At 68.5% G+C, this 19,546-nt stretch carries 19 protein-coding genes; 7 read left to right on the top strand and 12 right to left on the bottom strand.

Annotation, left to right across the window (positions count from 1 at the left end; all coding sequences use genetic code 11):
- Positions 1-7: 7 nt before the first annotated feature.
- Positions 8-1,414 (bottom strand): APC family permease, encoded by a 1,407-nt coding sequence (locus tag WS95_RS04280; RefSeq protein ID WP_059822474.1) that lies wholly within the window; start codon positions 1,412-1,414, stop codon positions 8-10.
- Positions 1,415-1,547: 133 nt separating this feature from the next.
- Here WS95_RS04280 and WS95_RS04285 point away from each other — a divergent pair, with 133 nt between their 5' ends.
- Complete coding sequence (locus WS95_RS04285; protein ID WP_059783589.1) at positions 1,548-2,351, top strand: helix-turn-helix transcriptional regulator; 804 nt, start codon at positions 1,548-1,550, stop codon at positions 2,349-2,351.
- A 43-nt stretch (positions 2,352-2,394) separates the two neighbouring features.
- Here the strand turns inward: WS95_RS04285 and WS95_RS04290 are convergent, their stop codons facing one another.
- Entirely contained in the window at positions 2,395-3,243 is an 849-nt protein-coding gene (locus tag WS95_RS04290; RefSeq protein WP_059783591.1) for a dienelactone hydrolase family protein, read from the bottom strand.
- A 101-nt stretch (positions 3,244-3,344) separates the two neighbouring features.
- Entirely contained in the window at positions 3,345-3,722 is a 378-nt protein-coding gene (locus WS95_RS04295) for a nuclear transport factor 2 family protein (RefSeq protein WP_059785024.1), read from the bottom strand.
- Between the two features lie 417 nt (positions 3,723-4,139).
- On the opposite strand from WS95_RS04295, the gene WS95_RS04305 reads away from it, so the two are divergent.
- Positions 4,140-4,514 (top strand): COG4315 family predicted lipoprotein, encoded by a 375-nt coding sequence (locus WS95_RS04305; RefSeq protein WP_027782957.1) that lies wholly within the window; start codon positions 4,140-4,142, stop codon positions 4,512-4,514.
- Positions 4,515-4,640: 126 nt separating this feature from the next.
- On the opposite strand, the gene WS95_RS04310 is transcribed toward WS95_RS04305, so the two are convergent.
- Together WS95_RS04310 and WS95_RS04315 are read right to left on the bottom strand one after the other, a co-directional pair.
- Positions 4,641-6,158, bottom strand: coding sequence for a CoA-acylating methylmalonate-semialdehyde dehydrogenase (locus tag WS95_RS04310; RefSeq protein ID WP_034204894.1), 1,518 nt, complete (start codon positions 6,156-6,158; stop codon positions 4,641-4,643).
- 49 nt (positions 6,159-6,207) lie between these two features.
- Positions 6,208-7,563 (bottom strand): aspartate aminotransferase family protein, encoded by a 1,356-nt coding sequence (locus WS95_RS04315; RefSeq protein WP_034204895.1) that lies wholly within the window; start codon positions 7,561-7,563, stop codon positions 6,208-6,210.
- Positions 7,564-7,668: 105 nt separating this feature from the next.
- On the opposite strand from WS95_RS04315, the gene WS95_RS04320 reads away from it, so the two are divergent.
- A complete protein-coding gene (locus WS95_RS04320) occupies positions 7,669-8,619 on the top strand; it encodes a LysR family transcriptional regulator (protein WP_034206192.1) in 951 nt (316 codons plus the stop codon).
- Positions 8,620-8,637: 18 nt separating this feature from the next.
- Here the strand turns inward: WS95_RS04320 and WS95_RS04325 are convergent, their stop codons facing one another.
- The 3 genes from WS95_RS04325 to WS95_RS04335 are packed head-to-tail and all read right to left on the bottom strand — an operon-like array spanning position 8,638 to position 10,716.
- Positions 8,638-9,876 carry an MFS transporter gene (locus WS95_RS04325; protein WP_059822475.1) on the bottom strand — a complete coding sequence of 413 codons (1,239 nt, stop codon included), beginning with the start codon at positions 9,874-9,876 and terminating at the stop codon, positions 8,638-8,640.
- Positions 9,873-10,208, bottom strand: coding sequence for a hypothetical protein (locus WS95_RS04330; protein ID WP_059783597.1), 336 nt, complete (start codon positions 10,206-10,208; stop codon positions 9,873-9,875). The genes WS95_RS04325 and WS95_RS04330 overlap by 4 nt, the downstream gene beginning before the upstream one ends.
- A gap of 37 nt (positions 10,209-10,245) precedes the next feature.
- On the bottom strand, positions 10,246-10,716 hold the full coding sequence (locus WS95_RS04335) for a MarR family winged helix-turn-helix transcriptional regulator (protein ID WP_059822477.1): 471 nt from the start codon (positions 10,714-10,716) through the stop codon (positions 10,246-10,248).
- Positions 10,717-10,883: 167 nt separating this feature from the next.
- Between WS95_RS04335 and WS95_RS04340 the strand changes: the two genes are divergently transcribed.
- Positions 10,884-11,375 (top strand): 2,4'-dihydroxyacetophenone dioxygenase family protein, encoded by a 492-nt coding sequence (locus WS95_RS04340; protein ID WP_059822479.1) that lies wholly within the window; start codon positions 10,884-10,886, stop codon positions 11,373-11,375.
- 84 nt (positions 11,376-11,459) lie between these two features.
- Here WS95_RS04340 and WS95_RS04345 read toward each other — a convergent pair whose 3' ends face one another.
- Both WS95_RS04345 and WS95_RS04350 read right to left on the bottom strand, forming a co-directional pair.
- Positions 11,460-12,608, bottom strand: coding sequence for an epoxide hydrolase family protein (locus WS95_RS04345; protein ID WP_059822481.1), 1,149 nt, complete (start codon positions 12,606-12,608; stop codon positions 11,460-11,462).
- An 87-nt stretch (positions 12,609-12,695) separates the two neighbouring features.
- On the bottom strand, positions 12,696-13,655 hold the full coding sequence (locus WS95_RS04350) for a GlxA family transcriptional regulator (RefSeq protein WP_059822483.1): 960 nt from the start codon (positions 13,653-13,655) through the stop codon (positions 12,696-12,698).
- A gap of 132 nt (positions 13,656-13,787) precedes the next feature.
- On the opposite strand from WS95_RS04350, the gene WS95_RS04355 reads away from it, so the two are divergent.
- Positions 13,788-14,588 (top strand): SDR family NAD(P)-dependent oxidoreductase, encoded by an 801-nt coding sequence (locus WS95_RS04355; protein ID WP_059822796.1) that lies wholly within the window; start codon positions 13,788-13,790, stop codon positions 14,586-14,588.
- Between the two features lie 253 nt (positions 14,589-14,841).
- Here WS95_RS04355 and WS95_RS04360 read toward each other — a convergent pair whose 3' ends face one another.
- Both WS95_RS04360 and WS95_RS04365 read right to left on the bottom strand, forming a co-directional pair.
- Positions 14,842-16,188 carry an MFS transporter gene (locus WS95_RS04360; RefSeq protein WP_059822485.1) on the bottom strand — a complete coding sequence of 449 codons (1,347 nt, stop codon included), beginning with the start codon at positions 16,186-16,188 and terminating at the stop codon, positions 14,842-14,844.
- A 186-nt stretch (positions 16,189-16,374) separates the two neighbouring features.
- A complete protein-coding gene (locus WS95_RS04365) occupies positions 16,375-17,334 on the bottom strand; it encodes an MBL fold metallo-hydrolase (protein ID WP_034204902.1) in 960 nt (319 codons plus the stop codon).
- 177 nt (positions 17,335-17,511) lie between these two features.
- Between WS95_RS04365 and WS95_RS04370 the strand changes: the two genes are divergently transcribed.
- Both WS95_RS04370 and WS95_RS04375 read left to right on the top strand, forming a co-directional pair.
- Entirely contained in the window at positions 17,512-19,161 is a 1,650-nt protein-coding gene (locus tag WS95_RS04370) for an IclR family transcriptional regulator (protein ID WP_059783602.1), read from the top strand.
- A 225-nt stretch (positions 19,162-19,386) separates the two neighbouring features.
- A complete protein-coding gene (locus WS95_RS04375) occupies positions 19,387-19,530 on the top strand; it encodes a hypothetical protein (RefSeq protein WP_230624783.1) in 144 nt (47 codons plus the stop codon).
- Positions 19,531-19,546 lie beyond the last annotated feature (16 nt).

Consider the following 19,546-nt stretch of genomic DNA (forward strand, 5'->3'; position numbering starts at 1 on the left):
CCGGTGCTCAGAGCGCGCGGAACGCTTCGCTGTGGCGCGCCCAGGCCACGTACATCACGAGTGCCGCGACCAGCAGCCCCGCGATGATGATCAGGTCGGTCGACTTCGTCGCCGTCGCCAACGTCGTGACCAGCGTATACGCGGCGCCCGCCACCGCGACGAGCGGCGTCGCGGGCCACAGCGGCATCCGGTAGTGATGCTCGACGTCGCGACGCACGAACCGGCTCGCGAGCGCGGCCAGCCCGACGACGAGATAGATCAGCAGCAACAGGTCGACCGTAAACGCGGTCAATTCGTCGAGGCTCGACACGAACACGAGCCCGGCCGACGGTATCGCGAGCGCGAGCGTCGCGAGCCACGGCGATTCGAGGCGCGGATGAATCGTCGAGAACGCGCGGTTGCAGGTGCGCGACCAGAGCGCGTGCCGGCCGCTGCTGTACAGCAGGCGGCCCATCGTGATCACGATCGCGATGATCGCGTTGAACACCGACAGGAAGATCCCGCCGCTGACCACGCGCGACACGGCCGGATTGCTCAGCGAGCGCACGACGTAGCCGATCGGATCGGCACTCTTCGTCAGGTCGCTCAGCGACGGCGCACCCAGCACGATCGCGGTGAGCGGAACCAGTTCGACGACGAGGATCACGAGCAGCGAATAGATCACCGCCTTCGCGACGTTGCGATTGCCGCCGCGCAGGTCTTCCGCGAGATAGGCTGCCGAGCCGAAGCCGTTGTAGCAGAAGATCGCGGTGCCGATCGCGGGCACGATGGCCGCGAGCGTCGCCGGCACGAGCGCATTGCCGCTCGCGACGACCGGTGCGATCAGCACGTCGGCGCCGCGGTGCGGCGACCCGAAACCGAGCCCCGCGATCAGCATCAGCACGCCGATTTCGACGACCAGGAACGCACCGGTGATCCATGCGTTCGTCTTGATGTTCAGCATGCCGAGCAGATAGCTGAGCAGCACGATCGTCAGCGCGACCGACTGGTTGCCGAAGTGCGTGCCGAGCGCGTTGTTCAGGTACGGCGCGGCGCCGCTCGCGAGCACGGCCGGGATGAACACGCTGACGGACAGCACCGTGATGAAGGTCAGGTAGCCGGGCAGCGTGCCGAACACGCGCTTGGCCATCACGTATTCGCCGCCCGCGCTGCGGTGCGCGGCGCTGAGTTCCGCATAGCAAAGCGCGAACGCGAGCGCGAGCACGCCGCCGAGCACGAACGACAGCACGGCGCCGCTGCCGGCCTGCTGGATCGCGAACGGCGCGATCACGAAGATCGAGCTGGCCGGCGTCACGCCCGACACGGTGATCATCACCGCATCGCGCACACTGAGCGTCTGCGACAACGCGCGCGGCGCGTCTTCCGTTGCAGGCGCCGCTTGCAGGCTGCCCGTCGATTCCGACATCATCGCCATTTCGTTCTCCTGTCGCTCCTATCCTGCGTATTTTTGAACACCCATACTCGGGCCCGATTGATTGCGTGGCAGTCTAGGAAGCCAATTTCAGGACCGCTATTCCCCCTTCGTGTTACGCCCTTCCGGTGGTGGTATGGATCGTCTCTTTTCCGAAATCGCGATGCACCAGGCGCTTGGCCGCGCAATCGATCATCTCGGCCAGCCGCGCTTCTGGCGGTTCCTCGTGCTGCTGCTCAACGAAATGACGCCGTTCGACAACGCGCTCGCGACCGCGATCGGCCGCGACGGCGTGCCGCTCGTACTCGACGAATACGACACGGGCGGCACCGACGCCGCGTCGCCGGTGCCGCTTTACCTGAATGGGTTATATCTGCTCGATCCGTTCCTGCAGGCCGCGCACGACGGGCTCGCCGACGGCTGCTACCGGCTCGAGGAAGTCGCACCCGACCTGTTCCGGCAGAGCGAGTATTTCCTGAGCTATTTCCGCGACGCGGTCGGCGACGACGAGATCCAGATTCTCGTGCGGCCGAACGCCGACACGCTGCTGTCGCTGTCGCTCGGCGCATCGACGCGCTTCGACGTCGAGCCGCTCGGCAAGCTGACGGCCGCGATGCCGTGGGTGATCGCGACGATCCGGCAGCATTGGCGGCTGGTGGGCGACACCGCACGCGCGACGCCCGACGCGGGCCTCGGCGCGCGCGTCGAGCAGGCGCTCGCCCGCTTCGGCGCGGGCGTGCTGACCGATCGCGAGATGGCGATCGCACGCATGGTGCTGCGCGGCAATTCGTCGAAGGCGATCGCCGAGCGGCTCGCGATCTCACCCGAAACGGTGAAGGTGCATCGGCGGCACCTTTACGCGAAGCTCGGGATCGCGTCGCAGCCGGAACTGTTTTCGCGGTTCATCCAGGCGTTGGGCGAGGACGACGCAGCCGGTTGAGCGGAACGCACGCCGGCACACGCCCTGCGTCGCCGCCGACGGCCTAGTGGCCGAGCAGCTTGGCGCCGACGAAATCGGCCACGCGCTGCTGTGCGTCCGCGCGTGCGGCCGGCTCCGTGCCCGTAATCGGCACGACGCCGGCGCGCGTCGTGAACGACGCGATCGCGTGCACCGGCATGTTCGGCCAGTCGAAATCGTGATACGCACCCGGATACGCGTGGAAAGTCGCGTCCGTGCCCGGCGCGACCGAATCGAACAGCGTCTTGCAGGCGGCGTACGGCGTCCACACGTCGGCCTCGCCGATCAGCACGAGCAGGGGCACGGGGCTCTGCCAGGCGGGCCCCTGCGCGTTCGTGTTGCAACTGGCCGGATAGAACGCGACGGCCGCGCGGAAGTCGCCGTCCGGCAGCGATGCCGGCCGGGCCGGGCTGGACGCCCGGATCGCGTTCAGCACCGTGCCGCCGCCCTGCGACCAGCCGAGTACGCCGATCCGGTCGGGTTGCACGGTATCGAGCGTCTGCAGATACCGCAGCGCGCCATACGCGTCGAACGGCCGTGCCCGATAGATGTCGCCGACGAAATGCGCGGGCGCGCACATCTCGCCGTGACCGCGCGGCGTGAAGCTGTCGACTTCGAGCACGGTGACGCCGGCCGCGTTGAAGCGTTCGGCCCAGTCGCGATCGCGCGCGTAGAGCTTGCCGGACCTGGCGAACATCCCGCCGCAGCCGTGCAGAAACACGAGCGCCGGATGGCGGCCGGCGCCGGGCGCGGGAAACAGATAGCCGTCGAGCATCGTCGTCGAGCTGTCGGTCGACGGGAAGTGGACGACGGTCTGCGCACCGGCGATCGCGGAGGCACACCCCAGTAACATCGCCGTCAGCAACTTGCGCATCGGTCGCTCCCGCGTGGTCGGATGACACGACAACGGCAACGGGATGGCCGCGGTTGACACACCCCGGCGGGCGTCCCTTCGCGGGCGGCGCGCGACTGCGTTCACCTGCCCGATTCGATGAACCCGCCATCCGGCGCCGGATGCGGCACGTACCAGCCGAAATACACTTCGGCCTCGACGATCCGGCCATCGCGAATACGCAGCCGTTCGGCATTGCGAAACCGCCGTCCAACAGTCGTGACGGCTTCGTACACGACGAACACGTATTCGCCGTGCACGGCGACGTCGACGAATTCGAAACCGGCGAGCATCGCGCTGTTCGGCCAGCAGCGTGCGAGATACGCATCGCGGTCGAACCGGTTGTCGAGCGGGCTCGTGAAATGGAAATCCGGCGCGATCAGCGCTTCGATCGCGTCGCGGTCCTTGTCGACATACGCGCGATAGCTGGCGCGCGCAACATCGCCTGGGTCCTGAAGCATCGTCGTCACCTCCCGGAAGGATCGGCGCGCGCCCGGCTCGCGCTGACGAAGATATTCCGGCGGAACGCGCGCGATGTCATCCACGCAAACCCGTATCGCGGTCGTTGCCCCCGCAACGCACGCGCGGCGCGGGCTCGGGGCTCGGGGACGGATGCCGAATACCCGGGCACATCGGCGATCGTCGTGCCGTTGCGCAACGCCTGCACGCCGCCGATATGCCCCCCGATCTTCTCGCAGCGCCGCCAAAAACCGCCTATCGTGAATGAGGCGCCCCGTTTGTCGCCATTCGCCCCCGGCATCGCTCGCGCGGACGGGCGGTCGGCGACGGCGCCGTGCTCCGGCACCATTCATCGCGATTCCGGCGCACGCTCGCCCGTGCGCGATCGCGGCCGCCCACCGGACCATCAGGAGGCACTCATGAAAGCCGCGCTGCTCGTCAGCTCCGCCCTGCTCGCCATTGCGTCAGCTTCGGCCACGGCCCAGGGATCCATCACGAAGGAAGAAAACGGCGCGCTCGTCGCCGCGAACGGGATGACCGTCTACACGTTCGACAAAGACAAACCCAACGCCGGCACCAGCGCCTGCACGGGCCCATGCGAAACCCTCTGGCCGCCGTACAAGGCCAGCGCGACCGACGTGCCGGTCGGACCCTACACGATCGTCAAGCGCGACGACGGCAGCCCGCAATGGGCGTACAAGGGCAAGCCGCTGTACTTCTTCTCGAAGGACATGAAACAGGGCGAGCGCAACGGCGACAACTTCAAGAACGTATGGCACGTGGTCGCGCCGTAAGCCTTCTTGCGCCGCGTTCCGCGCATATCGACCGGACGTGAAAAAGCCCGCCCCGATCGTCGATCGAGGCGGGCCTCGGCGGCCTCGCACGCCGCACCGGCTGCATGCAAGCGGGCGCGCGTCGCGTCAGCGATTCGACGGGAAGCTGAACACCGTCCCTTCGCGCACGCCGGCCGACGGCCAGCGCTGCGTGATCGTCTTGCGCTTCGTGTAGAACCGCACGGCATCGGGGCCGTACGCATGCAGGTCGCCGAACAGCGAACGCTTCCAGCCGCCGAACGAGTGGTACGCGACCGGCACCGGCAGCGGCACGTTGATGCCGACCATGCCGATCTGGATGTTGTCGCTGAAGTAGCGCGCCGCTTCGCCGTCGCGCGTGAACAGGCACGTGCCGTTGCCGTATTCGTGCGCGTCGATCAGCGCCATGGCCTCGTCGAGCGACTTCAGCCGGATCACGCCGAGCACCGGCCCGAAGATCTCGTGCTGGTAGATCGGCATGCCGGGCTTCACGTCGTCGAACAGGCACGGGCCGAGGTAGTAGCCGCCGTCATGGCCGTCGACCTTCACGCCGCGACCGTCGACGACGAGCGTCGCGCCCGCCGCCACGCCCGCTTCGACGAAGCCCGTCACCTTCTCGAAATGCTGCTGCGTGACGAGCGGCCCCATGTCGACGCCCGCGCCGTTGCCCGGCCCGACCTTCATCTTCTCGATCTCGGCCTTCAGCCCCGCGACGACCTGGTCGCCCGTTTCGTCGCCGATCGCGACGACCAGCGGAATCGCCATGCAGCGCTCGCCGCACGAGCCGTACGCGGCGCCCATCAGCGCGTTCACCGCGTTGCCGATGTCGGCATCCGGCATCACGACCGCGAAATTCTTCGCGCCGCCGAGCGCCTGCACGCGCTTGCCGTGCGCGCAGCCGGTCGAATAGATGTATTCGGCGATCGGCGTCGAGCCGACGAAGCTCACGGCCTTCACGCGCGGATCGGCCAGGATCGTGTCGACCGCTTCCTTGTCGCCGTTCACGACGTTCAGCACGCCCGGCGGCAGCCCGGCTTCGAGCGCGAGCTCGGCCATGCGCAGCGTCGACGACGGCGTACGCTCGGACGGCTTCAGCACGAACGTGTTGCCGCACGCGACGGCCATCGGCCACATCCACAGCGGCACCATCACCGGGAAGTTGAACGGCGTGATGCCGGCCGCGACGCCGAGCGCCTGGAACTCGCTCCACGAATCGATCGCGGGGCCGACGTTCTTGCTGTGCTCGCCCTTCAGCAGCTCGGGCACGTAGGTCGCGTATTCGACGTTCTCGATCCCGCGCTGCAGCTCGCCCATCGCATCGGCGAGCACCTTGCCGTGCTCGGCCGTGATCAGCGCGCAGAGTTCTTCCGCGTGCTCCTCGAGCAGCGTCTTGAAGCGGCTCATCACGCGGGCGCGCTTCAGCGGCGGCGTGTTGCGCCATGCCGGGAACGCGGCCTGCGCGGACGCGATCGCGGCTTCGACGGTCAGCTTGTCGGCGAGCGCGACGCTCTTGTGCGATTCGCCGGTCGCCGGGTCGAACACCGGCTGGACGCGGCTGCCGCCGTCGACGCGCTTGCCGTCGATCAAGTGGCCGACGGTGGAGGTCACATTGCTGTCGTGTTTCATGTTCGTTGCTCTTTCGTGAATTCGGTTGTCGCTGCGGGCGAGCCGCGGCTCAGTCCACTTCGTTCAGTGCGTCGGACAGCGCGTTGACCAGGTTGTCGATCTCGCGCTTCTCGGCGATGAACGGCGGCGCGAGCTGGATCGTGTCGCCGCCGTAGCGCACGTAGAAGCCCTTCGCCCAGCAACGCATCGCGATCTCGTACGGGCGCCGCGCCGGCTCGCCCGGCAGCGCGGCGATCGTCAGGCCGGCGGCCAGCCCGTAGTTGCGGATGTCCGCGACGTGGCGCTGCCCCTTCAGCCCGTGCACGGCCGCCTCGAAATGCGGCGCGAGATCGCGTACGCGCGCCACCGCGTCTTCCTTCACCAGCAGGTCGAGCGCCGCGACGCCGGCCGCGCAGGCGACCGGATGCGCCGAATACGTGTAGCCGTGCGGGAACTCGAGCATGTACTCGGGGCCGCCCGCGGCCATGAACGTGTCGTAGATCTCCTTCGTCGCGATCACGCCGCCGAGCGGCTGCACGCCGTTCGTCACCTGCTTCGCGAAGTTCATGATGTCCGGCACCACGCCGAATGCGTCGGCGCCCGTCATCGCGCCGGCGCGGCCGAAGCCCGTGATGACCTCGTCGAAGATCAGCAGGATGTCGTGCGCGGTACAGATCTCGCGCAGGCGCTTCAGATAGCCCTTCGGCGGCACGACCACGCCCGCCGAACCCGAGAACGGCTCGACGATCACGGCTGCGATGTTCGATGCGTCGTGCAGCGCGATCAGCTCGAGCAGCCGGTCGGCCAGCTCGGCGCCGTGTTCGGGCATGCCGCGCGAGAACTTGTTCTCGGCCAGTTGCGTGTGCGGCAGGAAATCGGCGTCGATGCCCTGACCGAACAGCTTGCGGTTCGGCCCGATCCCGCCGACCGAGATGCCGCCGAAATTCACGCCGTGGTAACCCTTCTCGCGGCCGATCAGACGCGTTTTCGTGCCCTTGCCCTTCGCGCGCCAGTATGCGCGGGCCAGCTTCAGCGACGTGTCGGCCGCTTCCGAGCCCGAGCCCGTGAAGAACACGTAGTCGAGGCCGGCCGGCGTCAGTTCCTTGATCTTGTTGGCGAGCTCGAACGATTTCGGATGGCCGAACTGGAACGCCGGCGCGTAGTCGAGCTGCGCGACCTGACGGCTCACGGCCTCGACGATTTCCGTGCGGCCGTGACCGAGGCCCGTGCACCAGAGCCCCGACAGGCCGTCGAAGATCTTGCGGCCTTCGCCGTCGGTGTAATACGCGCCCTTGCCGGACACGATCATGCGCGGATCGGCCTTGAACTGGCGGTTGGCCGTGAACGGCATCCAGTGCGCATCGAGCCACGCGGCGTCGGTGCGAAGGTTCGTGTCGTCGTGCTGGGCGGTGGTGATGTCGGTCATGTCGGTCGGCGCGGCGCGCCCCTCCTCCTCGTGATGATGTTGCACATTGTCGGGACGACAATTAGTCTTTTGAATATCGCAATATCAATGTTCACTTGCTCGATCATGCAAGCAAAGAAACCGAAGAGCCGCGCGCTGCTCGGGCAGCTCAGCGACATGGATCTGCGCCTGCTGCGGGTCTTCAAGGGCGTCGTGCAGTGCGGCGGGATGGCGGCCGCCGAACTGGAACTGAATATCGGCATCTCGACGATCAGCCGGCACGTGAAGGATCTGGAAACGCGGCTCGGCCTCGTGCTGTGCCGGCGCGGCCGCGCGGGCTTCACGCTGACGCCCGAGGGCCAGACGGTCTACGAGGAGACGCTGCGGCTACTTGCCTCGATGGAGGCATTTCGCAGCAGGATCGACGGCATTCACGACAAGATGGGTGGAGAACTCCACATCGCGGTGTTCGACAAGACGGCCACCAACGCGAATGCCCGGCTCGGCGACGCGATCCGCCAGTTCGCCGACGAAGCGCCCGACGTCGCACTGAACCTGCACGTCGCGTCGATCAACGAAGTCGAGCGCGGGGTCATCGACGGCAGTTACCAGGTCGGGATCATTCCCGTGCACCGCAACTCGGGCAGTCTCGTCTATTCGGCGCTGTTCGACGAACGGATGCTGCTGTACTGCGGCCGCCAGCATCCGCTCTTCGATGCGCCGCACGGCAAGCTCACGTGGACGACGATCCGCAACCATGCGTTCGCCGGGCTCGGCTTCCATTCGCCGAACATGGAGCTGAGCCATCGCGCGAAGCTCACGCGCAGCGCGACCGCGTCCGACCAGGAATCGATCGCGACGCTGATCCTGTCCGGCCGCTATCTCGGCTTCCTGCCCGATCACTACGCGGAGAGTTTCGAAAGCAAGGGGCTGATGCAGCCGATCGCGCCGCACCGGTTCAATTACCGGTGCCGGTTCGTGAGCTTGCTGCGACGCTCGCCGCAGCCGTCGCGGGCCGCGCTGCTGTTCCAGTCGTGCCTCGACGCCGCGCATGCGGCAACGCGGCCGGCGGCATAGCGGCGGCGTTCGGTTCGATCAGGCCGCGCCGTCGCCCGCGCGCGGCGCCCGCTTGCGTGCGACGAAATGGGTCGCGACGAGCGCCGCCGCAAAACCGGACGCCGCACCGACCCCGAGCGCCCAGCGCGGGCCGAGATGGTTCGCGACCCAGCCGGCCACCGGCGCGCCGATCGGCGTGCCGCCGAGCGCGACCGCGAGGCGCAGCGCCATCACGCGCCCGCGCATCGCCGGCTCGGTGGACAACTGCATCAGGCTATTGGTCGAATTCATGAATGTGATCGCGGCGGTCCCGGTCAGCACCAGCGCGGCGGCGAACGACCAGTAACCGGGCGCCAGCGCGGCGAACGTGCAGCCGAGCCCGAACAGCGCCGCGCCGATCCACAAATGGCGGAACCGCGGCTGCTCGCGGCGCGCGGCGAGCAGCGCGCCCGAAATCGTGCCGACCGCCATCATCGACGACAGGAAACCGAACCCGCGCGCATCGACGTGGAACACGCTCGCGGCCATCGTCGAAATGAACAGCTGGAAATTGAGCCCGAACGTGCCGATCAGGAACAGCATCGCGAGAATCGCCGTCAGGTCCGGCCGGCCCCACACGTAGCGGAACCCGTCGAGCAGGCTGCTGCGCGAGCGATTTGCGCGCACGTTCGCGCGCAGCTCGTCTTCCCGAAGCCGCGACAGCGACGCCAGTACCGCGAAGAAACTGAGCCCGTTCGCGAGAAACGCCCAGCCGGTGCCGACCGATGCGATCAGGAAGCCCGCCGCCGCCGGACCGACCATCCGCGCGGCGTTGAACGACGTCGAATTGAGCGCGACCGCGTTCGCGAGCTCGCGGTCGCCGACCAGTTCGGCGACGAAGGTCTGCCGCACCGGCGCGTCGAACGCCGATGCGCAGCCGAACAGGAACGCGAACACGTACACGTGCTCGAGCCGCACCGCGCCGGTGACCGTCAGCACGCCGAGCACGAGCGCCAGCGCGCCCATCAGCGCCTGCGTCGCCATCAGCAGCTTGCGCTGGTCGTAGCGGTCGGCCGCGTAGCCGGTCCACGGCAACAGCAGCAGTTGCGGCCCGAACTGCAGCGCCATCACCGTGCCGACCGCCGACGCGTCGTGATGCGTGAGCTGCGTGAGGACGAGCCAGTCCTGCGCGGTACGCTGGATCCACGTGCCGATGTTCGACACCAGCGAGCCGATCGCCCACACCCGATAGTTGAAGCTGCGAAGCGAGCGGAACACGCCCGCGGCCGGCACGCTCATCGCCGCTCCCGGTCGGGCGCGTTGCCGCCGTGCAATGCGCCGAAGTGCCGCGCGAGAAACAGGCCGAGCAGCAGGATGCCGAGCCCGAACGCCGCCGCGTCGGCCGTGACCTTCAGGTCGAAATCGCCGACCCGGCACACCAGCACATAAGCGATCGCGAGATTCGCGACGCCCCACACCACGTTCACGGTGGACGACGACAGCCCGCGCCCGGGCGGATGCGCGAACGGCGTCTGGAACGGCTCGCCGCGCAGCCCGCTGACGAGATGCGGCACGGCGTTCGCGAGAAACGCGCCGCCGAAGAAGTACGACACGAGATGCAGAAGGTTCATGTACGGGCCATCCTTTCGGCGAGCGGGTCGATACGGTTTACGGACGCGCCGGGTCCTCGAATTCGGCGAGCCGCTGCAACAGCTTCACGGCCGCCGCCAGCTCGGCCTGTTCCACCGCCGACAGTTGCGCGTGCAGCGCGCGAAACAGCCAGTCGTCCTTGGCCGCGCGGTTCGCTTGCAGCACCTTGCGGAAACCGGGCGTGAGCGCGATCAGCGTCTGCCGGCCGTCGCCGGGGTCGGGCGCGCCGGCGACCGCGCCGAGCGCCTCGAGCGTCGCGACCGTCACGCGCATCGACTGCGGGCGCACGCTTTCGGCACGCGCGAGCGCCGACACGGTCGCCGGGCCGTCGCGATCGAGCCGCAGCAACACCGATTTCTGCGAGGACGTGAGGTCGTTCGGATGGGTCTGCTCGCGCATCCGCCGCATCAGTTTGCCGACCGAGATGCGGAGTTCGCCGGCGAGACCGGCCAGCGGGAGCGTGTCGGGAGGGGACGATGGCGGGTTCATGAATTCAAGATAGCACATCGACAGCTAAACTGTACAGTTTGACTGTCTATTTCGGCGCGTAAGGATCGGCCCGTCGCGCACGGGTTCGGCACGAGGCCGTCCCCGCTCGGCCGCGCGATCCGGCTCTGCGATAATGCGGGCTTCCCGTTTTCGCTCCGCCTTCCGCCATGACGCAGCCGTCCGCCCCGCTCTCCACCGACCTGCCGCCGATCTCGTGCCTGCCCGGCGATGCGCTGCCGTGGCTGCCGATGAGCGCCGACCTGCCGGGGCTCGCGATCAAGTACCTGCACATCAATGCGGCCGAGGACACGCTGACCGCGCTGCTGAAGATGCCGGCCGGCGGCACGCTGCCGCGCCACCGTCACGACGGCGAGGTGTTCGTCCATACGTTGCAGGGTGCGTGGCGCTACCGCGAATACGACTGGGTCGCGCACGCCGGTTCGACGGTGCTCGAACCGGCCGGCTCGGTGCACACGCCGGAAACGCTCGGTACGCCGGGCGAGGACGTGATCACGCTGAACGTGATGCGCGGCGATCTCGTGCTGCTCGACGACGACGGCCGCGAAACGGCGCGCGAGAATTGCCGCGTCGCGCTGCTGCGCCAGCGCAAGCATGCGCGTACGGCGCCGGATGCCGCCACGGCGTTCGTGACGCGGTAAGGCAGGCGGCGCGATCCGCATCGGCCGCCCCCGTCCCGCGTGAGCGGGGTCCGGTACAGGTTTGCCCCCGCCGGCTCGCCCCCGTCACCGGAAGCGCCTGAAAAACCGCCGAATATCGTCGGCCAGCAAGTCCGGTTCCTCCATCGCCGCGAAATGGCCGCCGCTCGGCATGTCGGTCCACTGCGCCACGTCGAATACGCGTTCGAGCCAGCTGCGCGGCGGCCGGCTGATCTCCTTCGGAAAGCGCGCGAACGCGACCGGCACCGCCACGCGCTGCCCGGCCGCGAAGCGCATCGGCTGCAGCCGGTTCTCCCAATACATCTGCATCGACGAGCCGATGCAGGCGGTGAACCAGTAGAGCGATATGCCGGTCAGCAGCGTGTCGTGCGAGAAACGGCGCGCGACGTCGCCGTCGCAATCGCTCCACGCACGGAATTTCTCGGCGATCCATGCGGCCAGCCCGAGCGGCGAATCGTTGAGCGCGACCGCCAGCGTCTGCGGCTTCGTCATGTGGACGTGCGCGTATCCGCCTTCGAGCGCCGCCCAATCGCCGCGCTGCTTCAGGAACGCCTGCTCGTCGTCGGTCGGCGGCAGCGCCGCATCGATCGGCGGGTCGTAGTTGCCCGGCAGGTAGTTCAGATGGATGCCGTCGACCACGCGCTCGTGCCGCGCGCCGAGCGCGATCGACACGCCCGCGCCCAGATCGCCGCCCTGCGCGCCGAACCGTCGGTATCCGAGGCCGGCCATCAATTCCGCCCAGCAGTCGGCGACCTGAAGCGCCGACGTGCCGGGCGCCGCCGGTGCGGGAGAGAACAGGAAGCCGGGCAGCGACGGCGCGACGATGTCGAACGCGTCGTCCGGATCGCCGCCGAACGCGGCCGGATCGCACAGGCGGTCGATCAGCGCATGGAATTCGAATGCGGAACCCGGCCAGCCGTGCGTGACGACGAGCGGATAGGGTTTCGGCCCCGTACCGCGCCGATGCACGAAATGCACGCGCCGCCCGCCGACGTCCGCGACGAACTGCGGCAGCCGGTTCAGCGCGCGCTCCGCCGCGCGCCAATCGAAGCCGTCGGCCCAGTACGCGGCCAATTCGCGCAGCCACGCGCCGTCGACGCCCTGCTGCCACGGCTCGGCGGGCGTCAGGTTCGGCGGGCGGGTGTCGCGCACGCGCCGACGCAAATCGTCGAGCGCGTGCTCGGGGATCGCAATGTCGAACGGTTCCGTGTGCATGGTGTCTCCTTCGCGACGAACGTCGATGGAGATTCTGCGCGATTTTGCCGGCACGCGTCGGACGGCGCCTGCTGCCCCGCCGGCTCGTCAGCCTGCTGCCGGCGCGTCCGCCCGCGCATCGCGCCGCAACGCCTGCGGCGGCACGCCGAACCCGCGCACGAACGCGTCGCGCATGTGCCGGCGATCGCGAAAACCGTTTTCCTTCGCGATCACGTCGAGCGGATGACGGCTCTGTTCGATCATCAGCCGCGCCGATTCGAGCCGCAGCCGCTCGATCGCCTTCGCGGGCGACTGCCCGGTTTCGAGCGTAAACACGCGGCTGAACTGGCGCGGGCTCAGGTGGACGGCCTCGGCCAGCGCCTCGACGGTCAGCGCGCGACCGAGATTGCGGCGCGCGTAGTCGAGCGCGTTCTGGATCCGGTCGGATTTCGGCGCGAGATCGAGCATTTCCGAATGCTGCGACTGGCCGCCGGCCCGGCGCTGATGCATCACCAGCTTGTGCGCGACCGAGCGTGCGGCGTCGGCGCCGAGGTCCTTTTCCACCATCGCGAGCGCGAGATCGAGCCCGGCCGTCATTCCGGCCGACGTCCAGACCGGGCCGTCGACGATGAAGATCCGGTCGTCCTCGACGCGAATCTCCGGGTAGAGCCGCTGCATGTCGCGGCCGAACGCCCAATGCGTGGTCGCGCGACGCTGTGCGAGCAGCCCGGCTTCCGCCAGCACGAACGCGCCCGTGCAGATGCCGGCAATCCGCCGCGCATGCGCGTTCGCGCGGCGCAGGTAAGCGACGACGCCGAGCGGCGCCGGCGCGGCGAGCGGATCGTTGACGCCCGCGACGATCCACGTATCGACGCCGAGCCGGCCGCGCAGCGCACGCGTGGCGACCGGCAGCCCGAGCGACGAGCGGACGTCGCCGCCGTCGACCGAGTAGTTGGCCATCGCATAGAACGGCGTATCCAGCCCCATGTTCGCGTACTCGAACACCGACTGCGCGGCGAGCGCCATGATCTGAAAGCCGTCGCTGATCAAGAAGCCGATTCGGTGCATGTGCGTTCTCCGGTCGCGTGCCGATGGGCCCGATGTCCGGAATCATACCCATCTACGTCATTTGTGTCGCAACGCTTCGAGGCCAGAATGCATTCACGCCATCCGGCCATCCTCAGCGAAACGGAGTACATCATGACGCAAGCACATCGCGGTACCGCCCTCATTACCGGCGCATCGTCGGGCATCGGCGCCGTCTACGCGGATCGCCTCGCGCGCCGCGGCTACGACCTGATCCTGGTCGCGCGCAGCCGCGACCGGCTCGGCGCCCTCGCCGACCGCATCACGAACGACACGCAGCGCAGCATCGAGATCGTCGACGCGGACCTCAACGACCGCACGGCGCTCGCCGCTGTCGAAGCGAAGCTGAAACAGGACGCGAGCATCACGCTGCTCGTGAACAACGCCGGCATCGGCACGCATGCGCCGCTGCTCGACAGCGACGTCGACGCGATGACGCGGATGATCGACCTGAACGTGACCGCGCTCACGCGCCTGACCTATGCGGCCGTGCCCGGTTTCGTCGCACGCGGCCACGGCGCGGTGATCAACATTTCGTCGATCGTCGCGATCTCGCCGGAAACGCTGAACGGCGTGTACGGCGGCAGCAAGGCATTCGTGCTCGCATTCAGCCAGTCGCTGCATCACGAGCTCGCCGACCAGGGCGTGCAGGTACAGGCCGTGCTGCCCGGCGCGACGGCCACCGATTTCTGGCAGACGGGCGGCCTGCCGCTCGAGCACCTGCCCAAAGAGATCGTGATGAGGGCGACGGACCTGGTCGATGCGGCGCTGGTCGGGTTCGATCGCGGCGAACTCGTGACGATTCCGTCGCTGCATGCGGGCGACGAATGGGAGGCGTACGAGGCTGCACGCCGCACAATGGCGCCGCATTTGTCGGCGGATACGCCCGCGCCGCGCTACGCGCCGGCTCGCTGAGCGCACGCCGGACCGCCGGCGGCTCGTACTGTTGCCGCGGTCCGGGATCGACACGATATGGCGGAAGAACACGAACGGCACGATCCGCGCGCCGATGCGGCGCTACAACGCGTCGCCGGTCGCGCCGTCGCGTCGCGCGCGGCGTGAGCTTGCAGACGGGCTTACCTCGCTCGTCTCCTCGACGGATTCCGGTGCAGACGGGGGATGAACGCCGATCGCCGCCGCCCGCGGGCGACGACCGGCCCTTGCCCGTTCAGCCGCGCCGCGGGCCTTCGCCCTTCACGCCGACCGTCAGCGCCACGCCGCTCGCGACCAGCAGCGCGGCGAGCAGATACACGGCCAGATCCATGCTGCCCGTGCGCGTGCGGATCATCCCGATCACCCACGGGCTGACGATGCCGCTCGTGATCCCGATGCTGCTGATCAGCGCGATCCCTGCCGCGGCCGCGTTGCCGGACAGGTAGCGGGTCGGCACGGCCCAGAAGATCGGCAGCGCGGCGAAGATCAGCGTCGCCGCGATCGACAGGCAGACGAGCATCGCCGCGAAGCTGGGCAGGTGCAGCGTCAGCGCAGCGAGCGCGAGCCCGCCGCCGATCGTGCAGCACGCGAAGTGCTTGCGGCGCTCGCCGGTGCGATCCGAGCGGCGCGCGATCAGGATCAGCCCGACCGCCCCCACCGCGTTCGGCACGACCGTATAGAGGCTCACGGCGACGACGTCGGTCACGCCGAAGTCGCGGATCATCAGCGGCATCCAGAAGTTCAGCGTCAGCGACGCGCAAGTCAGCGAGAAATAGACGAACGCGAACAGGTACACGCGCGGGTTCGCGAGCGCGGCCATCACGCTGCGCCCGTCGTGCGCGCCGCCGTGTGCGCGGCCTTCGGCGCACAGCGCGGCGACGCGCGCCTTTTCGTCGGACGTGAGCCACGCGGCGTCCCGAGGCCGGTCGACGAGGCACGTGAACGCGGCGAATGCGAGCAGGATCGCCGGCGCGCCCTCGATCGCGAACATCCACTGCCAGCCGTGCAGCCCGAGCACGCCGCTCATGTCGCGCATGATCCAGCCGGACAGCAACCCGCCGAGCACGCCGGCCACCGCGACGCCCGCGAAGAACACGGAGATCGCCGCCGCACGCCGGTTCGCGGGAAACCAGTAGGTCAGGTACAGCACGATGCCGGGGAAGAAGCCGGCCTCGAACACGCCGAGCAGGAAGCGCAGCACGTAGAAATGCGCCGGCTGCGACACGAACATCATGCCGGTCGACGCGATGCCCCACTGCAGCATGATCCGCGTGAACGTTCGGCGCGCGCCGAACCGCGCGAGCAGCATGTTGCTCGGCACTTCGCAGCACACGTAGCCGACGTAGAACACCGCGGCGCCGAGCCCGTACATCGCGTCGCTGAAGCCGAGATCGTGCTTCATCTGCAACTGCGCGAAGCCGATGTTGATGCGGTCGAGAAACGACACGACGTAGCAGAGGAACAGGAACGGGACGATCCGCCACGCGATCTTGCGGAACAGCAGCGCATCGTTCGATGCGGAAGTCGGCGCCGAAGCGCTCGCGTGCGCGAGCGTCGCTTCGGCGGGAAGCGATTGGGGCATGTCTCTCTCCAAACGGGCCGCGCGCCGTCGAGCGCGCAGCAGTCTCCGAGGGCGTGCATGCGCCCTGCTTTCTTGTGAGACCGGATACGGTTGCCGGCACCGCGGCGCGATGCCGCCGCGAATGCCGCCACCCTCAGAAAAACGGCGATGCGGTCATGTGAACGCCGCCCCGCCGCCGTGCGCCGTTCAGTCCTGCAGCGCGGCCCACATTTCCTTGTCGCGCTGCGCGGTCCAGATGCGCGGATGCGTGATGCCGCTCGCTTCGTCGAACGCGCGCGACACGTCGAACGGCAAACAGTGCTCGTAGATGAACACGTGGCCGAATTTCGGATCCATCGCTTCGCGCGTGAGCGCCATCGCCGCCTTCAGGTCGAGATTGCGCTCGACCGCCTTGCGGCCCTGCGCGAGCAGCGTCGTGACGAAATCCTTCGTGTAGTCGAGGCCCTTGTCGACCTCGGCCGGATTCAGCAGCGCGGGGCCGCGGCCCGGCACGAGCTTCTCCGCGCCGAGCGCGCGCAGCGCCTCGAGCGTGGCCGGCCACTGTTCGAGCTGGGCGTCGCCGCAATAGCACGCGGCGTCGTATTCGACGAGGTCGCCCGAGAACAGCACCTTCTGCGACGGCAGCCACACGATCGTGTCGCCCTTCGTGTGGCCCGAGCCGACGTGCATGATCTTCACTTCGAGCTTGCCGAGGAACAGCGTGATCTCGCGCTCGAACACGAGCGTCGGCCAGGTCAGGCCCGGCACCGTCTCGACGCCGGCGAACAGGCGCGGAAAGCGCTCGATCTCCGACTTCATGTCGGCCTCGCCGCGCTCGACGATCATCTCGTACGTGCCGCGGCTCGCGATCACGTGCTGCGCGCCTTCGTCGAAGTACGCGGACGCGCCGAGCACGCGCACCGCGTGGTAGTGCGACAGCACCACGTGCTTGATCGGCTTGTCGGTCACGCTGCGGATCTTCGCGATCAGGTCCTGCGCCATCGCGGGCGTCGCGGTCGTATCGACGATCAGCACGCTGTCGTCGCCGACGATCACGCCCGAATTCGGGTCGCCTTCGGCCGTGTACGCGTATGCGTTCTCGGACAATTGCGTCCAGGTGACTTTCTTCTCTTCCAGATCGGCTTGGGAGGCAAATGCTTTGGCCATTGTGCGTTCCGTGGCTTCGAGCCATGTGTTGAGGGGAATGAGCGGATCATCTGCCCGCACCGAATATTTGTCAATGACAAACATGCTTGTTATTGTCTAATTCGGGTAAACCTGCGGGCTGGCGCGGGAAATGGCGTCGGATACCATGCGGGGTTTCGTCAACGGAAGAATCATCGCGTGCAGAACCACGAAGTCAGCGCGGACGATGCGCCGCCCAAGGCGCAGCGCGGTATCCAGAGTGTCGAGGTCGGCGGCCGGCTGCTCGACGCGCTCGCGCGCCGGCGCAAGCCGCTCGGGCTGTCGGAGCTGGCCGCGGCCGCCGATCTTTCCACCGCGCAGGCGCACACCTATCTCGTGAGCCTGACGCGGCTCGCGCTCGTCAAGCGCGATGCGATCACCGGCAACTACGAACCCGGCCCGCTGTCGCTGCGGCTCGGGCTGATGTCGATCGAGCGCCAGCCGGCCTACCGCGCGACGCTGCCGCACGCGGCGCGGCTCGCGGAAACGGTCGGCCTGAGCGTCGCGCTGTCGGTGCCGGGCGTGCTCGGCCCGACGATCGTGCGCATCGAGCGCGGCGGCTATCCGCTGCACATGAACCTGCACGTCGGTTCGGTGATGTCGCTCGACACGACGGCGACCGGCCGGGTGTTCCGCGCGTTCGGCGACGCCGCGCAACTCGACGCGATGGCGGCCAGCCAGGCCGGCGCGGGCGGCACGCTCGCCGGCGCCGACAGCGCGTCGGGCGCGCCCGACGGCGATACGCAACACGTCGACCTCGACACGATTCGCCTGCGCGGCATCGAACGCAGCATCGACCGGCCGAGCCCGGGCGTCAGCGGGATGTGCGTGCCCGTTTTCGATACGCACGGGCGCCTGCAACTCGCGTTGACGGTGATCGGTTCGACGGGATCGATCGATGTCGACTGGGACGGCCCGATCGCGGCGGCCTTGCGCGACGCGGCGCGGCAAGCCACCGCGTCGCTCGGCGCCGCGCGTGCGGAACCGGCGCCCGCGCCGGCGCCGGGCGCCGCGCGCGTCCCGCCCGCGCTGGCCGACGACGCGAAAGCCCAGCGCGGAATCCATGCGCTCGACAGCACCGGCGAGCTGCTGCTCGCGCTGGTGTCGGCAGGTCGCGCGCTGCCGCTGCGCGATCTCGCGACGGCGGCCGGCATGCCGGCCGCGAAGGCATTTCCGCATCTCGTCAGCCTGCAGAAGATCGGCCTGCTGAGCCGCGACGACGCCGGCTGCTTCGACGGCGGCCCGCTCGCGCAGGCGCTCGGCCTGATCGCGATGCAGCGCGTGTCGCCGACGCGCGACGCGGAAGCCGAGATCGTCGCGCTCGCCGGCGCGACCGACATGAGCGTGGCCGCCGCGACGCTCGGGCCGCTCGGGCCGACCGTGATCCGGCTCGAGGAATCGGCGCGGCCGCAGCACGTGAGCCTGCAGGTCGGCACCGTGATGTCGCTCGTCAATACGGCGATCGGCCGGATTTTCGCGTCCGGCATGTCCGACGACGTGCTGGCCGACCTGCTCGCCAACGAACCCGTGCGCCTCGCCGGCGCGCCCGCCGCACCGGACGACGCGGCCTTCCGCGCCCGGCTCGCGGCGATCCGCGCGGACGAACTCGATTTCGCGTTCGACGCGCCGGTGCCGGGCATCGGGACGATTGCCGCACCCGTGTTCGATCACACCGGCAGCATCCGGCTCGTGATCGCGATCATCGGCTCGTCGCGCGGCTTTCCGCGCGGGCCGGACAGCGAGCTGGCGCAGACGCTGCGGGCCGCGACGCGGCGATTGTCGTGGCGCTTCGGATGGATCGGCCGGTAATCGCGCCCGTTCCGTACGCTCGAATTCCTTTTTCCTCCACGTGCATCCTTGCCGGCACGGCCGCGTCGCGGCTGTCCGGCACGCCTGCGCCGCCGACGTTCATGTTGCGTAGCAGCAACAGGAATTGTCAGTAATTCTCATATAACGAAATCGCATTTCACAAGACGGCAGCCCTTCGCTATGATTAGGGTTATCCCTAATTCGCCACCTACATGGGGCTTCGTCATGCAAACGTCTAATGTCTCCGATCGTTCCACCCAATCCGCTGGCTGGCTCGCACGCGTGGGCGAGCTGTTGGCAGAAGCCTGGGCACTGCATCTCGCGAACTGCGAAGTCATCGCCGAAGCACACGCGCGCCTGCCGCGCTGAGCCGACTGCCGGCCGC

Origin of the sequence: Burkholderia sp. MSMB1826, from assembly GCF_001526325.1 — a bacterium.
Lineage (GTDB): Bacteria > Pseudomonadota > Gammaproteobacteria > Burkholderiales > Burkholderiaceae > Burkholderia.

What these genes read in the sequence shown, in the direction of transcription:
- WS95_RS04280 (WP_059822474.1), bottom strand. Translation starts at nt 1,414, where the DNA reads ATGGCGATGATGTCGGAATCGACGGGCAGCCTGCAAGCGGCGCCTGCA.
- WS95_RS04285 (WP_059783589.1), top strand. Translation starts at nt 1,548, where the DNA reads ATGGATCGTCTCTTTTCCGAAATCGCGATGCACCAGGCGCTTGGCCGC.
- WS95_RS04290 (WP_059783591.1), bottom strand. Translation starts at nt 3,243, where the DNA reads ATGCGCAAGTTGCTGACGGCGATGTTACTGGGGTGTGCCTCCGCGATC.
- WS95_RS04295 (WP_059785024.1), bottom strand. Translation starts at nt 3,722, where the DNA reads ATGCTTCAGGACCCAGGCGATGTTGCGCGCGCCAGCTATCGCGCGTAT.
- WS95_RS04305 (WP_027782957.1), top strand. Translation starts at nt 4,140, where the DNA reads ATGAAAGCCGCGCTGCTCGTCAGCTCCGCCCTGCTCGCCATTGCGTCA.
- WS95_RS04310 (WP_034204894.1), bottom strand. Translation starts at nt 6,158, where the DNA reads ATGAAACACGACAGCAATGTGACCTCCACCGTCGGCCACTTGATCGAC.
- WS95_RS04315 (WP_034204895.1), bottom strand. Translation starts at nt 7,563, where the DNA reads ATGACCGACATCACCACCGCCCAGCACGACGACACGAACCTTCGCACC.
- WS95_RS04320 (WP_034206192.1), top strand. Translation starts at nt 7,669, where the DNA reads ATGCAAGCAAAGAAACCGAAGAGCCGCGCGCTGCTCGGGCAGCTCAGC.
- WS95_RS04325 (WP_059822475.1), bottom strand. Translation starts at nt 9,876, where the DNA reads ATGAGCGTGCCGGCCGCGGGCGTGTTCCGCTCGCTTCGCAGCTTCAAC.
- WS95_RS04330 (WP_059783597.1), bottom strand. Translation starts at nt 10,208, where the DNA reads ATGAACCTTCTGCATCTCGTGTCGTACTTCTTCGGCGGCGCGTTTCTC.
- WS95_RS04335 (WP_059822477.1), bottom strand. Translation starts at nt 10,716, where the DNA reads ATGAACCCGCCATCGTCCCCTCCCGACACGCTCCCGCTGGCCGGTCTC.
- WS95_RS04340 (WP_059822479.1), top strand. Translation starts at nt 10,884, where the DNA reads ATGACGCAGCCGTCCGCCCCGCTCTCCACCGACCTGCCGCCGATCTCG.
- WS95_RS04345 (WP_059822481.1), bottom strand. Translation starts at nt 12,608, where the DNA reads ATGCACACGGAACCGTTCGACATTGCGATCCCCGAGCACGCGCTCGAC.
- WS95_RS04350 (WP_059822483.1), bottom strand. Translation starts at nt 13,655, where the DNA reads ATGCACCGAATCGGCTTCTTGATCAGCGACGGCTTTCAGATCATGGCG.
- WS95_RS04355 (WP_059822796.1), top strand. Translation starts at nt 13,788, where the DNA reads ATGACGCAAGCACATCGCGGTACCGCCCTCATTACCGGCGCATCGTCG.
- WS95_RS04360 (WP_059822485.1), bottom strand. Translation starts at nt 16,188, where the DNA reads ATGCCCCAATCGCTTCCCGCCGAAGCGACGCTCGCGCACGCGAGCGCT.
- WS95_RS04365 (WP_034204902.1), bottom strand. Translation starts at nt 17,334, where the DNA reads ATGGCCAAAGCATTTGCCTCCCAAGCCGATCTGGAAGAGAAGAAAGTC.
- WS95_RS04375 (WP_230624783.1), top strand. Translation starts at nt 19,387, where the DNA reads ATGCAAACGTCTAATGTCTCCGATCGTTCCACCCAATCCGCTGGCTGG.